We start from the raw sequence: 13,307 nt of genomic DNA, 5'->3' as shown, positions 1-13,307 counted from the left end.
GTTTCAGATATGCCTCAGCGCGTCGACATCGTCGATCGCGATGGCACGGCCCTGAACGGTGACGCCGACCGTGCGCAGGGCTGAAAAGGCGCGGGAAAGCGCTTCCGGCGCTAGGCCAAGCTTGCGCGCGAGCAGGCTCTTCTGAAACGGCAGCCGCAGGGAGGCCGCCGCACCGTCCTTCTCCGAATGGGTCAGCAGATAGTTTGCAACGCGCTGCGGCGCGGTCTGCATGCGGTCGCTCGCCAGGCAATCCAGCGTCGACAGCAAATGCCTGGAGAGGCTGCGCATGATGGCGGTGGCGATGCGCGGTCGCTCGGCAAGCAGTTCCCTGACCTTTGCCAGGTCGAAGCGTGCGAGGATCGCATGATCCATCGCGTGTGCGCTGTAGTTATAGCCTTCGCCGGACAGGATCAGGCACTCGCCGAAGCTGTCGCCCGGTTCGCAGATGCTGAGGTCCGCCGCACGCCCGTCGGCGCCCAGCCGGTACAGCCTGACATAACCACTCAGCACGCAGTAGAAGTGGTGCGCAGTCTCGGCTTCGTAGAACAGGATATCCTGGCTCTCATAGCGGACGGAAACGGCACAGGACAGAAGAGCATCGCGCTCATCGGCGTCGAGCCCCGAAGCGATCGAGGCACCCCCGAGCACCGCCCTTTGCGAACTGCTTAATTTCAGACCTTGGTTCATCAGTTTCTCCCTGGTTGCGCGGCGAGAGCCACCTCCCGCGACATATTGGCAAGGATAACCGGAGAATGGGGTTCAGGATTTGATCTCGATCAATTCCTGATGAAAAAGAGAAGGCCGGGGCGGGCCCCGGCCTTTGTATCTTTGGAACGCTACTCCGCCGCGAAGGGGGGGAGCCGGACGACGTTGCCGCCGGATTTGCCGCGCTTGCTGTCCGGCTTCTCGATGGCGGTGACCCGGTCGTCGAGGGCGCCGACGGCCTCCGTGAGTTCTTCGCGCGACAGCGGCAGTTCTTCCTGATCCTTCTTGCCGACCAGTCGGCCGAACATCCAGCCGAGGAGGCGGGACAGGTCGTCCATGATCAGGAAGAACGAGGGCACGACCACCAGCGAAAGCACCGTCGACACGATGATGCCGCCGATCACCGCAATCGCCATCGGTGCGCGGAACGAGCCGCCTTCGCCGACGCCGAGCGCCGACGGCAGCATACCCGCCGACATTGCGATCGAGGTCATGATGATCGGGCGGGCACGCTTGCGCCCAGCCTCCACCATGGCTTCGACGCGCTGCATGCCGCGATGGCGCATTTCGATGGCGAAATCGACAAGCAGGATCGCGTTCTTCGTGACGATGCCCATCAGCATGAGGATGCCGATCAGCACCGGCATCGAGAGCGGGTTGTTCGTGACCAGCAGGCCGACGGCCACGCCACCGATTGCAAGCGGCAGCGAGAAGAGGATGGTGAAGGGCTGGATCACGTCCTTGAAGAGCAGGACCAGCACGGTCAGCACCAGCATCAGACCCATCAACATGGCATTGACGAAGCTCTGCTGCATTTCCTTCTGCACCTTGGTGTCGCCGCTTTCGACAAGCTGGACCGTGGGCGGAATGTTGGCGTCCTTGACGATATCGCGGAAGCGGGCCGATGCCGTGTCGAGCGCGACGCCCTGAGGCAAATCGGAGCCGATCGAGACGACACGGTTTCGGTTGTTGCGCTTGATCGAGCTTACGCCTTCCGAATAATCGATATCCGCGACGGTCGCGAGCGGAACGGTTCCTCCGCTGGCCGTCTGGATCTTCAGCGCCCGGAGAGCGGCAAGATCGCGCCGCATGTCGAGCGAAGCCTGCACGCGGATCGGGATCTGGCGATCGTCGAGGTTGATCTTGGCAAGCGCTGCGTCGATATCGCCGATCGTAGCGACCCGGATGGTCTCCGAGATCTGCTGCGGCGTGATTCCGAGGCGGGCAGCCTGATCCTTGCGCGGGCGAACCTGCAGTTCCGGACGGGGCAGTGCACCATCGGCGCTGACGTTTGCCAGCGACGGGTCGGCACGCAGCTTCCCTTCCAGAATGCCGACGGCATTGCTCAGATCCTTCTCGTTCTTGGAGAGGAAGTTGAACGAAAGGTCACGCTCGCCGCGGTCGTTGAGCTTCAGGATGCGGACGTCGGGGATGTGGCGGAGCTTGGCAAAGACTTCCTTCTCGATATCCCATTGCGGGCGGACACGACCGTGAACCTCGACCTTGGGGAGGTGTGGGCCAATGACCGGGATCGATCCGAGGAAATCGTTCACAAGCTTCTTTACAAGAGACTGATCGAGCTTCTGCAGGGCCAGCGTTACCGTTGCACGCCGCAGTTCGAGATCGCCCTTCGGCGATGCGCCGCCGAGCACGAAGACGCTTTCGACGCCATTGATTCCCTCGACGTTCTTGAAGACTTCGTCGGTGGTCGCCTCGGTGTCGTCGAGTGTCGCGTTCGGCGGCAGTTCGACCGAGAGGACGATGCGGGACGCGTCTTCTGGCGGCAGGAAGCTGCCCGGCACCTGCGCAAGCAGCGCCATCGAGCCGATAAGGAAGCCGATTGCAGCAATCAGTGTAGCGTAGCGGGTCCACCAGCGGCTGGTCGTGGCGCGCACGAGCCGCGTGTAGCCGCGGAAGAACCAGCCGTCATTGTCGTGGTGATCCTCGATGCCGTCTTCCGGACTCATGAGATACGCTGCCATCATCGGTGTGATGAGGCGGGCGACCATCAGCGAGAAGAAGACGGAGAAGGCCACCGTCAGGCCGAACTGGATGAAGTACTGGCCGGGAATGCCCGGCATGAACGACACCGGCACGAAGACGGCGATGATCGTGAACGTCGTGGCGATAACCGCGAGACCGATTTCGTCGGCGGCCTCGATGGCGGCGCGGTAGGGTGTCTTGCCCATCTTGATATGGCGGGCAATGTTCTCGATCTCGACGATCGCGTCATCGACGAGAATACCGGTCGCCAGCGTCAATGCCAGGAAGCTGACGAGGTTCAGCGAGAAGCCCATCAGATCCATGATCCAGAACGTCGGGATCGCAGACAGCGGCAACGCGACGGCCGAGATCAGCGTCGCGCGCCAGTTCCGCAGGAACAGGAACACGACGACGATGGCGAGCAGGGCGCCCTCGAGCAGCGTATGCATGGCTGCTTCGTAGTTGCCGTAGGTGAAATAGACCGAGTCATCGATCAGCTCGATGTTCACGTTCGGGTTCTCGGCCCGCACCTTTTCGAGGCTCTTCGATACGGTTTCCGCGACGCTGACCTCGCTGGCACCCTTCGAGCGGAATACGCCGAAGGTGACCACAGGCGTATCGTTGAAGCGCGAGAAGGATTTCGGCTCCTCGTAGGTGTCCTTGATGGCGCCGAGGTCGGAGACCTTGACGAAGCGGCCGTTCGGCAGCGCGATCGTCGTATTGGCCAGTTCCGCAACATTGCGGGCGTCGCCGAGCACGCGGATCGCCTGCTCGCTGCCGGCGACCTGGCCGCGGCCGGAGCCGAGGTCGACGTTGGTGCCGCGAAGCTGCTGGTTCACGCTTGCGGCGGTGATGCCGTAGGCGTTGAGCTTGTCGGGGTTGAGCTCGATGCGCACCTCGCGGTCGGCGCCGCCGTAGCGGTCGACGCGACCGATACCGGTCTGACCCTGCAGCGCGCGCTTGACGGTGTCGTCAACGAACCAGGAAAGCTCCTCGAGCGTCATATCGGGCGATGAGACCGCGAAGGTCTGGATCGCCTGGCCTTCGACGTCGATCTTGGAAACGATCGGCTCGTCGACATTGGCCGGCAGATCGCCGCGGATACGGTCGATCGCGTCCTTGGTGTCCTGCACGGCCTGTTCCGTCGGTACTTCCATGCGGAACATGATGACGGTCTGCGACTGGCCGTCGGTGACCGTCGACTGGATTTCGTCGATGCCGGTGATGCTGGCGACGGCGTCTTCGATCTCCTTCGTCACCTGCATTTCGAGTTCGGCCGGAGATGCGCCGCTCTGCGTCACCACGACCGAGACGAGCGGAACGTCGATGTTCGGGAATCGCGTGATCGGCAGCTTGTTGAAGGCCTGAATGCCTACGAAAAGCAGCAGGGCAAAGGCCAGAAGCGGCGCGATGGGATTTCGGATTGACCAGGCTGAAAAGTTCATCGGGCCGTCTCTTAGTTGGAAGCCGGGGGCTGTTCACGAACCGGCGTGATGCGGTCGCCGTCGCGGACGTAGGCGCCCGCCTTGGCAACGACTTCCTCGCCAGAGGTCAGTCCTTTGGTGATCTCGACATAGGCGCCATCCTGGATGCCTGTCTCGACCTTGACGAATTTTACGACGTTGCCCTCGACCTTGCGGGCAGAGGAACCGTCATTGCCCGTCAGCACGGCCGAAAGCGGCAGTGCGACGTTCTCAGCCGTGCGCACGATGATCTCGGCACTGCCGTACATGCCGGCGCGCGCCTTGCTGCTGTCGTCGATGAGGATATGGACGAGACCAAGGCGCGTCAGAGGATCGACCGTCGGCGAAACGAGGCGAACCGAGCCCGACAGCTTTTCGCGGCTGCCCGAAAGCGATAGCGTCGCCTTCTGGCCGGGCTCGATCTTGACGATGTCGGTCTCTCCGACCTCTGCAACGAGTTCGATCTTGTCGTCGCGGATGATGGTGAAGAGCGGTTCGCCGGTGCCCGACGCAATGGCGCCAACCTTGGCGCTCTTGGCGGAAACCGTGCCATCGACCGGTGTTTTGACATCCGTCCTTGCAAGCTTGAGGTCGGCGTCGGCGATCTGGCTGTCGGTGACCTTGATATCGGCTATTGCGACCTGGATTGCCTGTTCGGCGGACGATACGCGGGCGTTTGCGGATGCTGCAGCGGCATCGGCCTGCTCGACCGTCGCCGTGGAAACGGTGCCTTTCTTGCCCATCTCCTGGGCGCGGGCCTGCTGCTGCCGTGCCTGTTCGGCATTGGCCTGCGCTTCGATCAGCTGGGAGCGCAGCTGCGCCAGGCTTGCCTCGTTCTTGGCCTTGGTGGCCTGCAGCTGGCTCTTCTGGAGCAGGAGAGCGTCATCGTTGAGCGTGGCCAGCGCGCTGCCCGAGCGGACCTTGTCGCCGACATCGGCGTTCAGCGCGCGAATCGACAGGCCCTCGACCTGAGGCTGGATGTATATCTCCTCGACCGGCTTTACCGTTCCCGTCGCGATGACGCGGTCCACCAGCGTGCGGTTGGATGCTTTCGTTACCACGATAGCGGGCAGATTCTGCTGCGGTTTGGCGACCGGTGATTCCTGGGCAAATACGGCCGAAGCCGCCAAAGCAACCAGGAGCACAGTGGAGGCGCGTAGAATGTTGAGCGGCGTGCGTGCCATGCGTCTTCGTCCAGTCCTTGACAAGGTCAGCCAAACTCGCGCGTTGTCCTCAGCTCGCGAAAAGGCCCGTTTCAGTATTTGTATTCTCAGAATTATTTTTGCGTCTTTTGCCGTCTCATAATTGAGAAGTCCCTCGTCCGGCAAAATCGGATTGTACGTGGTATCGTTTTGTCCATCGCGCAAGTCCGGCAGAAAATAATTCCTCCTGAGATTCACATTAATTACCATCGGCATGCAAATCAATCACTGGCAGGTTATGCAAGCATTACGATAGTTGATCAGGTTCGTATGTCATAAAGACGTCCGAGCCCCTCGTGTTGCGACACCCGGGCTTGAAATTTTTCTCTTTTGCCAAAGAAAAACGCGCGGATCAGCTCCGCGCGTTCTCTTTTTAAGCCGATGCAGGCTACTTGGCAGCTGCGTCGGTGATGTCGTGCGTCCAGGCGCCGGTCGGCTCCTTGCTGATGATCTTCTGGTCAAGGAGGGCCTTGGCCGTGCGATCGTAGAGGGTCGTATCCAGCTTGCCGGTGCCGTCACCGATCAACTTGGCGACTTCGCCCATCATGCGTTTCTGATGGTTCTCGTCCTGGCCGCCGGCGTCGACGACGATCCCAGCCGCTTCGTCCGGGTTCTCGACAGCGTACTTCCACCCCTTCATCGAAGCCTTGACGAACTTGGCCATCTTTTCCTTGAAGGCCGGGTCCTTGAGCTTTTCTTCCGATGCGTAGAGGCCGTCTTCGAGAAGATCGTTGCCCATGGCGGTATAGTTGAAGACCGTCAGTTCTTCAGGCTTGAAGCCGGCATCGATCGCCTGCCAGTATTCGTTGTAGGTCATGACGGAGATGCAGTCGGCCTGCTTCTGCAGGAGCGGCTGCACGTCGAAGCTTTGCTTCAGCACGGTCACGCCATCAGCGCCACCTTCGGTCTTGAGGCCGAGCTTGTTCATCCAGGCGAAGAACGGATACTCGTTGCCGAAGAACCAGACGCCGAGCGTGTGGCCCTTGAAATCGGCTTCGGTCTTGATCGGGCCGTCCTTGCGGCAGATCAGTTCCATGCCGGACTTCTGATAGGGCTGGGCGATATTGACGAGCGGAACGCCTTTTTCGCGCGCCACCAACGCGCCACCCATCCAGTCGACGATCACGTCGGCGCCGCCGCCTGCAATCACCTGTTCGGGAGCGATATCGGGGCCGCCCGGCTTGATGTCGACGTCGAGGCCTTCTTCTTCGTAGTAGCCCTTGTCCTTGGCGACGTAGTAGCCGGCGAATTGTGACTGGGTGACCCATTTCAGCTGCAGCGTCACTTTGTCTGCAGCCATCGCATTGGCTGCCGCAAGCGACATTGCGCTTGCCATCATTGCAACAATCAGTTTTTTCATTTTCTTGTTCCCTCTGAAGTTATGCCTCAATCCCATTCGCGGGAATAAAGCGACGCCTAGCCACCACGGATAGACGGATGCCAGAAAGTCACCGCCCGTTCCGCCAGGGCGACGACGCCGTAGAAGATCGAGCCGGCAAGCGCCGCAACGGCGATTTCCGCCCAGACCATGTCGACATTCATGCGTCCGATCTCGGTGGAAATTCGGAAACCCATGCCGACGATCGGCGTACCAAAGAACTCCGCGACGATGGCACCGATCAGCGCCAGCGTCGAGTTGATCTTCAATGCATTGAAAATGAAGGGCATTGCTGCGGGAAGGCGGAGCTTCAGCAGTGTCTGCCAATAGTTGGAGGCGTAGGTCTGCATCAGGTCGCGCTCCATCGTGCCGGATGCCGCGAGGCCGGCGACGGTGTTCACCAGCATCGGGAAGAACGTCATAATGACAACGACCGCTGCCTTCGACTGCCAGTCGAAGCCGAACCACATGACCATGATCGGCGCGACGCCGATCATCGGCAGCGCGGAAACCATGTTGCCGATCGGAAGCAGGCCCCGGCGCAGGAAGGCGACGCGGTCGGCGAGGACGGCGACGACGAAGCCGCTGGCGCAGCCGATGACGTAGCCGGCGAGCACGGCCTTGAAGATCGTCTGCCTGACGTCCTCTCCCAGAGTCGGGAGCGATCCGACAATGCGTGCGCCGATGGCACTCGGCGGCGGCAACAGGACGAACGGAATGCCGGCACCCCGGGTGAGCGATTCCCAGATGATAAGGATCCATGCGCCGAAGATGGCGGGGATGAGGAGCCGCAAGATCGACCGCTCGGAGCTTGACGCGGGTTTCATCTCCGAAAGCTCGGTGACGCAGCGCCAGGCCAGCAACCAGCAGGCGGCCATCAGGCAGAAGAAGGATTTCGTCGCGAGCCCCTCGTTGCCGGCGATGCCGGACAGCAGCATCCAGGCTGCCCAATGCGCGCCCACGAACAGGGTCGCGGCCACGTAAGGCTTCGGGAGCGGGGCGAAAGAGACAAGCGCCGTCGCGACGATCAAGGCGATCGTCAATGCCACCGTCGTCTCCGAGACGGGTTGCGGAGCACCCGCGCCAAGGATCGGCAATGTCGCCAGCGCCAACACGGTGAGGAGAAGGGCAAGCGCCCCCTGCCAGGAAAAATCCATGTGCCTCATGCCGGTCTCCCGCCCATCGACTTGTCGACAATTTTGGCAACCAGCCCGACGACAGCAATCAGCAGCGCTGCAAGAACCGAGCCGGCGACGAGGGCTGCCCAAATGTCGATGGTCTGGCTGTAGTAGGAGCCGGCCAGAAGCTTGGAGCCGATGCCGGCGACCGCGCCAGTCGGCAGTTCGCCGACGATGGCGCCGACGAGGCTCGCGGCAATCGCAACCTTCATCGACGTGAAGAGGTAGGGAACGGAGGCCGGCACGCGCAGCTTCCAGAAGGTCTGCGCCGCGGATGCGTTATAGGTGCGCATCAGGTCGAGGAACATCACCTCGGGCGAACGGAGGCCCTTCACCATGCCCACTGTGACGGGGAAGAAGGACAGATAGGTCGAGATCAGGGCCTTCGGTATGAGGCCGGTAATGTTGATCGCGCCGAGGACGACGATCACCATCGGGGCAATCGCCAGGATCGGAATGGTCTGCGAGGTGATGATCCACGGCATGAGGCTACGGTCGAGCGCCTTGATGTGCACGATGCCGACGGCAATCAGGATGCCGAGCAGCGTGCCGAAGCTGAAGCCGAGGACCGTGGAGGAGAGGGTGACGCCGCTGTGGTAGACGAGACTGCGGTTGCTCGAGAGCTTGCGCAGGAAGGTGTTCTCGAACACGTTCTGCGCCACCTGGTGCGGGGCAGGGAGCAACGGCTTGGGCTGCGAGAGAGTCTGCTCGATGAACTCCACGGTTCCCGGCGTCTGGTTGGCGCGGGCGTTCATGTCGCGCTGGAAGGACGCGTTCATCAGGACAGCGGCGATATACCAGATGACAACCAGCATGCAGAGGATCGAGACGACGGGGACGACCTTGTCCTTGAGAGTGTCCGGTTTCATGCGGCGCACTCCTCTTCTCCCCGGCGGGGAGAAGGTGCCCGTAGGGCGGATGAGGTGGTGAGCAACGAACGGAGCGAACGGCCGGAGCGATAAGCGACGGACGCGGGTGCAGCGAAGGCCCCCTCATCCGACCCTTCGGGCCACCTTCTCCCCGCAAGGGAGACGGGAAGACTGGCGAACCTAGTGCTCATAGCTGTGCCCCGCTCTCAGACCCTCGCGGACGCGGTGGGCGATTTCGAGGAATTCGGGCGTCTCGCGGATGCCCAAGGGGCGTTCCTTCGGAAGGGTGGAGTCGATGATATCGGTGACGCGGCCCGGACGGGGCGACATGACCACGATCTTGGTCGAGAGGTAGACGGCTTCCGGGATCGAGTGCGTGACGAAGCAGATCGTCTTGTCGGTGCGCGCCCAGAGCTTCAGGAGCTCTTCGTTGAGGTGGTCGCGGACGATCTCGTCGAGGGCGCCGAAGGGCTCGTCCATCAGGAGCAGGTCGGCGTCGAAGGCCAGGGCGCGGGCGATCGACGCGCGCTGCTGCATGCCGCCGGAGAGCTGCCAGGGGAATTTCTTTTCGAAGCCGGAGAGGTTCACCAGTTCGAGAGCCGCGGCAATCCGCTTTTTCCTGTCGGCGGAGGGATAGCTCATGATTTCCAGCGGCAGGGCGATGTTCTTTTCGATCGTCCGCCAGGGATAGAGAGCGGGCGCCTGGAAGACATAGCCGTAGGCGCGCGCCTTACGGGCTTCCTCCGGCGTCATGCCGTTGACGGTGATGTCGCCGGAGGTCTTCCTCTCAAGATCGGCGATGACCCGCAGAAACGTCGTCTTGCCGCAGCCGGAGGGGCCGATGAAGGAGACGAAGTCGCCCTTGCGCACATCGAGGTTGACGTTGCTCAGCGCATGCACCGGCGCATCGTCGGCCTGATAGGTGAGACAGAGATCCTTGGCGGATACGACGGAGGCAGCTTGCGTCAATGCTGATGGATCCTGTTTTCCCCGCGCCGAGGCGGTTTGAGTGATAGTATGAGTACCGGTTTTCGATGAACCGGCAAGCTCCATGGAGGATGAGGATGGACGCGACATCAAAGCCTACCTGTCATATTGTCCGCCCGAGCCACGCCTATGACGGCAAACAGGGGCTGAGTTACTTCCAAGGCATCGCTGCCGAGACGGTCGGCGCCAAGGGCATCTGCATGCACCTCCTGACGATCCCGCCCGGCGTGCGCGCCAAGGCGCATCTGCACGAGGCGCACGAAACGGCGATCTACATGCTCTCCGGCGAGGCACACACCTGGTACGGCGACAAGCTCGAGCATCACGTCATCGTTCACGCCGGCGAGCTGTTTTACATACCCGCAGGCGTGCCGCATTTGCCGGCCAATCTCAGCAGCACGCCCTGCACGGCGATTATCGCCCGAACAGACCCGAACGAGCAGGAGAGCGTCGTGCTGCTTCCGGAATTGGACGCGGTGGTGCAGGGCTGAAGCCACCGGTCAGACCCCGCTCGCCGGAATGCCCGAACGCTCGACCTTGCGCGGCGCGGTGATTTCCTTCCAGGTCGACAACGCCTTGCTGACGGCAGTGACCGGCTCCCGCCTGACGAACTCGCCATGACCTTCGCGCGTCTTTATCGTGTCCTCCTCGATGGCGACCACTCCGCGCGTCAGCGTGTAGCGCGGCAGACCGGTAACCTCTTTGCCTTCGAAGACGTTGTAATCGATCGCCGACTGCTGTGTCTTGGCCGAGATGGTCTTCGAACGTTTCGGATCCCAGACGACGAGGTCGGCATCGGCACCGACCAGGATCGCACCCTTGCGGGGATAGATATTGAGGATCTTGGCGATGTTGGTTGAGGTGACCGCGACGAACTCGTTCATCGTCAGGCGTCCGGTGTTGACGCCATGGGTCCAGAGCATCGGCATGCGGTCCTGAAGGCCGCCGGTGCCGTTCGGGATCTTGGTGAAATCGCCGACGCCATAGCGTTTCTGGTCTGTCGTAAAGGCGCAGTGGTCGGTGGCGACGACCTGCAGCGAGCCGGAGGCGAGGCCCGCCCAGAGCGAGTCCTGGTGCTGCTTGTTGCGGAAGGGAGGGGACATGACGCGGCGGGCGGCGTGGTCCCAATCCTTGTCGAAGTATTCGCTTTCATCGAGCGTCAGATGCTGGATCAGCGGCTCGCCGTAGGCGCGGATGCCCTTCTGGCGGGCGCGGCGGATCGCTTCATGCGCCTGTTCGCAGGAGGTATGGACGATATAGACCGGGCAGCCCGCCATGTCGGCGATCATGATGGCGCGGTTGGTGGCTTCGCCCTCCACCTCGGCCGGACGGGAATAGGCGTGGGCCTCCGGGCCGTTGTTGCCCTCGGCCAGAAGTTTAGCTGACAGGGAGGCAACGACGTCGCCGTTTTCGGCGTGGACCAGTGGCAGGGCGCCGAGCTCGGCGCAGCGCTGGAACGAGGCGAACATCTCGTCGTCGTTGACCATCAGCGCGCCCTTGTAGGCCATGAAATGCTTGAAGGTGTTGATGCCTTTTTCCTGAACAACGGTCTTCATCTCGTTGAAGACCTGCTCGCTCCACCAGGTGATCGCCATGTGGAAGGAATAGTCGCAGTTGGCGCGGGTCGATTTGTTGTCCCACATCGTCAGTGCTTCCAGCAGCGACTGGCCGGGCGAGGGAAGCGCGAAGTCGACCACCATCGTCGTGCCGCCGGCCAGTGCCGCGCGCGTGCCGCTCTCGAAGTCGTCCGAGGAATAGGTGCCCATGAAAGGCATTTCGAGGTGGGTGTGTGGATCGATGCCGCCCGGCATGATGTAACAGCCCGACGCATCGAGCGTCTCGTTTCCGGAGAGGTTCGGGCCGATCTCGACGATCTTGCCGCCCTCGATCTTCACGTCCGCCTTATAAGTCAGGTCGGCAGTTACGATTGTTCCACCCTTGATGACTGTGCTCATGATCGTTCCCTCGAGTTTTGCCGCGGCTCTGCGTCCGCCAGAAATAGAGAAGGCGGGATTGATCCCGCCTTCCGTCAAACAACAACTTCCGCCGTCTCGATGACCGCGTGGAACAGGACATCGGCTCCCGCCGTGGCCCATTCCTTGGAGATCTCCTCAGCCTCGTTGTGCGAAAGGCCACCGACGCAGGGGCACATGACCATCGTCGCGGGCGCGACCTTGGCTGCCCAGCAGGCGTCGTGGCCGGCGCCGGAGATGATATTCATGTGGCTGTAACCGAGCCGCTCTGCGGCGCTGCGAACGGCCGTGACGAGCTTCGGGTCGAATGTCACGGGCTCGAAGTGACCGATCGGCTCGATCGAACAGCCGACGCCGAGGGCGTCGGTAATCCTGGGTGCTTCGGCTTCGATCTTCGCGCGCATGCGGTCGAGCTTGGCCTTGTCAGGCGAGCGGATGTCGACGGTGAAGACGACCTTGCCCGGAAGCACGTTGCGGGAATTCGGCGAAAAGAACACCTGGCCAACGCCGCCGACGGCGCCGGGCTGGTTTTCCATGGCGACGTCCTGAACCATTTCGACGATGCGGGACATTGCCAAGCCGGCATTGACGCGGAGGTTCATGGGCGTTGAACCCGTATGGGCTTCCCTGCCGGTCAGCGTGAATTCGAGCCACCAGAGGCCCTGACAGTGGGTGACGACACCGATCTGCCTTTCCTCGGCCTCCAGGATCGGGCCCTGTTCGATATGGTACTCGAAGTAGGCGTGCATCTTGCGCGCGCCGACCTCCTCGTCGCCGACCCAGCCGATGCGCTTCAGCTCCTCGCCGAAGGTCTTGCCCTCTGGATCCCTGCGGTCATAGGCGTATTCCAGCGAGTGAACGCCGGCGAAGACGCCGGAGGCGAGCATGGCGGGAGCGAACCGCGCGCCTTCCTCGTTGGTCCAGTTGGTGACGACGATCGGATGCTTGGTCTTGATGCCGAGGTCGTTCATCGTTCGCACGACTTCAAGCGCGCCGAGCACGCCAAGCACGCCGTCGTACTTGCCGCCGGTCGGCTGCGTATCCAGATGCGAGCCGACGTAGACGGGCAGCGCGTCCGGATCGGTTCCGGGCCGCGTCGCGAACATCGTGCCGATCTTGTCGACCCCCATCGATAAGCCCGCAGCCTCGCACCAGCTCTTGAAAAGGCTGCGCCCTTCCGCATCTGCATCGGTCAGCGTCTGGCGGTTGTTGCCGCCTGCTATGCCTGGGCCGATCTTTGCCATGTCCATGAGGCTGTCCCAGAGACGGTCCCCGTTGATGCGCATGTTCTCGCCTGGTGCTGCCACCATATCCGTTATTCCCCACCTGTTTTTTCGCAGCCATGCAAGGGCATGCCCGCTCGTTCCCGCGGTCAATGTCTGGCGCTCTTGTTTGTTTTGTTTAGCGCCGGAAAATCGTCAGTTGCCTTTGTTTTGCATCTGACAGATAATTTGACCGATTGGTAAACATTACAACTTCCATCGCCACGCTCAAGACGAAAATCAGGAAAAATACAGACAAAATTGCGAGCAAATGACTATTTTTTAAGCAGTCGGTCGAATTTGCTTG

At 61.8% G+C, this 13,307-nt stretch carries 10 protein-coding genes; 1 reads left to right on the top strand and 9 read right to left on the bottom strand.

Translation table 11 applies throughout. From position 1 onward, the window contains the following. Positions 1 to 3: 3 nt before the first annotated feature. The 7 genes from ASC97_RS30765 to ASC97_RS30735 form a co-directional block, all read right to left on the bottom strand. A complete protein-coding gene (locus ASC97_RS30765) occupies positions 4 to 687 on the bottom strand; it encodes a Crp/Fnr family transcriptional regulator (RefSeq protein WP_057472127.1) in 684 nt (227 codons plus the stop codon). Between the two features lie 149 nt (positions 688 to 836). Then, the gene (locus ASC97_RS30760) at positions 837 to 4,133 is read right to left on the bottom strand and encodes an efflux RND transporter permease subunit (protein WP_057472126.1); all 3,297 of its coding nucleotides are present in this window, start codon (positions 4,131 to 4,133) and stop codon (positions 837 to 839) included. 11 nt (positions 4,134 to 4,144) lie between these two features. After that, positions 4,145 to 5,335 (bottom strand): efflux RND transporter periplasmic adaptor subunit, encoded by a 1,191-nt coding sequence (locus ASC97_RS30755; RefSeq protein WP_057472125.1) that lies wholly within the window; start codon positions 5,333 to 5,335, stop codon positions 4,145 to 4,147. A 406-nt stretch (positions 5,336 to 5,741) separates the two neighbouring features. Beyond that, positions 5,742 to 6,713 carry an ABC transporter substrate-binding protein gene (locus ASC97_RS30750; protein WP_057472124.1) on the bottom strand — a complete coding sequence of 324 codons (972 nt, stop codon included), beginning with the start codon at positions 6,711 to 6,713 and terminating at the stop codon, positions 5,742 to 5,744. 56 nt (positions 6,714 to 6,769) lie between these two features. Beyond that, entirely contained in the window at positions 6,770 to 7,897 is a 1,128-nt protein-coding gene (locus tag ASC97_RS30745; protein ID WP_057472123.1) for an ABC transporter permease, read from the bottom strand. Beyond that, on the bottom strand, positions 7,894 to 8,778 hold the full coding sequence (locus ASC97_RS30740; protein ID WP_057472122.1) for an ABC transporter permease: 885 nt from the start codon (positions 8,776 to 8,778) through the stop codon (positions 7,894 to 7,896). Before ASC97_RS30740 ends, ASC97_RS30745 begins: the two co-directional genes overlap by 4 nt. 180 nt (positions 8,779 to 8,958) lie before the next feature. Further along, positions 8,959 to 9,747: an ABC transporter ATP-binding protein gene (locus ASC97_RS30735; protein WP_057472121.1), complete on the bottom strand. Its 789-nt coding sequence runs from the start codon at positions 9,745 to 9,747 to the stop codon at positions 8,959 to 8,961. A gap of 95 nt (positions 9,748 to 9,842) precedes the next feature. Between ASC97_RS30735 and ASC97_RS30730 the strand changes: the two genes are divergently transcribed. Beyond that, complete coding sequence (locus ASC97_RS30730) at positions 9,843 to 10,256, top strand: cupin domain-containing protein (RefSeq protein ID WP_057472120.1); 414 nt, start codon at positions 9,843 to 9,845, stop codon at positions 10,254 to 10,256. 9 nt (positions 10,257 to 10,265) lie between these two features. Here ASC97_RS30730 and hydA read toward each other — a convergent pair whose 3' ends face one another. Together hydA and ASC97_RS30720 are read right to left on the bottom strand one after the other, a co-directional pair. After that, positions 10,266 to 11,720, bottom strand: a complete 1,455-nt coding sequence (gene hydA, locus ASC97_RS30725; RefSeq protein ID WP_057472262.1) for a dihydropyrimidinase — start codon at positions 11,718 to 11,720, stop codon at positions 10,266 to 10,268. 74 nt (positions 11,721 to 11,794) lie between these two features. After that, the gene (locus tag ASC97_RS30720) at positions 11,795 to 13,048 is read right to left on the bottom strand and encodes a Zn-dependent hydrolase (protein ID WP_057472119.1); all 1,254 of its coding nucleotides are present in this window, start codon (positions 13,046 to 13,048) and stop codon (positions 11,795 to 11,797) included. Positions 13,049 to 13,307 lie beyond the last annotated feature (259 nt).

Origin of the sequence: Rhizobium sp. Root1203 (assembly GCF_001424945.1) — a bacterium.
In the GTDB taxonomy this organism is placed as follows: Bacteria; Pseudomonadota; Alphaproteobacteria; order Rhizobiales; family Rhizobiaceae; genus Rhizobium.
This window is presented reverse-complemented; position numbering and strand designations above follow the sequence as displayed.

What these genes read in the sequence shown, in the direction of transcription:
- ASC97_RS30765 (WP_057472127.1), bottom strand. Translation starts at nt 687, where the DNA reads ATGAACCAAGGTCTGAAATTAAGCAGTTCGCAAAGGGCGGTGCTCGGG.
- ASC97_RS30750 (WP_057472124.1), bottom strand. Translation starts at nt 6,713, where the DNA reads ATGAAAAAACTGATTGTTGCAATGATGGCAAGCGCAATGTCGCTTGCG.
- ASC97_RS30755 (WP_057472125.1), bottom strand. Translation starts at nt 5,335, where the DNA reads ATGGCACGCACGCCGCTCAACATTCTACGCGCCTCCACTGTGCTCCTG.
- ASC97_RS30745 (WP_057472123.1), bottom strand. Translation starts at nt 7,897, where the DNA reads ATGAGGCACATGGATTTTTCCTGGCAGGGGGCGCTTGCCCTTCTCCTC.
- ASC97_RS30740 (WP_057472122.1), bottom strand. Translation starts at nt 8,778, where the DNA reads ATGAAACCGGACACTCTCAAGGACAAGGTCGTCCCCGTCGTCTCGATC.
- ASC97_RS30760 (WP_057472126.1), bottom strand. Translation starts at nt 4,133, where the DNA reads ATGAACTTTTCAGCCTGGTCAATCCGAAATCCCATCGCGCCGCTTCTG.
- ASC97_RS30730 (WP_057472120.1), top strand. Translation starts at nt 9,843, where the DNA reads ATGGACGCGACATCAAAGCCTACCTGTCATATTGTCCGCCCGAGCCAC.
- ASC97_RS30720 (WP_057472119.1), bottom strand. Translation starts at nt 13,048, where the DNA reads ATGGTGGCAGCACCAGGCGAGAACATGCGCATCAACGGGGACCGTCTC.
- hydA (WP_057472262.1), bottom strand. Translation starts at nt 11,720, where the DNA reads ATGAGCACAGTCATCAAGGGTGGAACAATCGTAACTGCCGACCTGACT.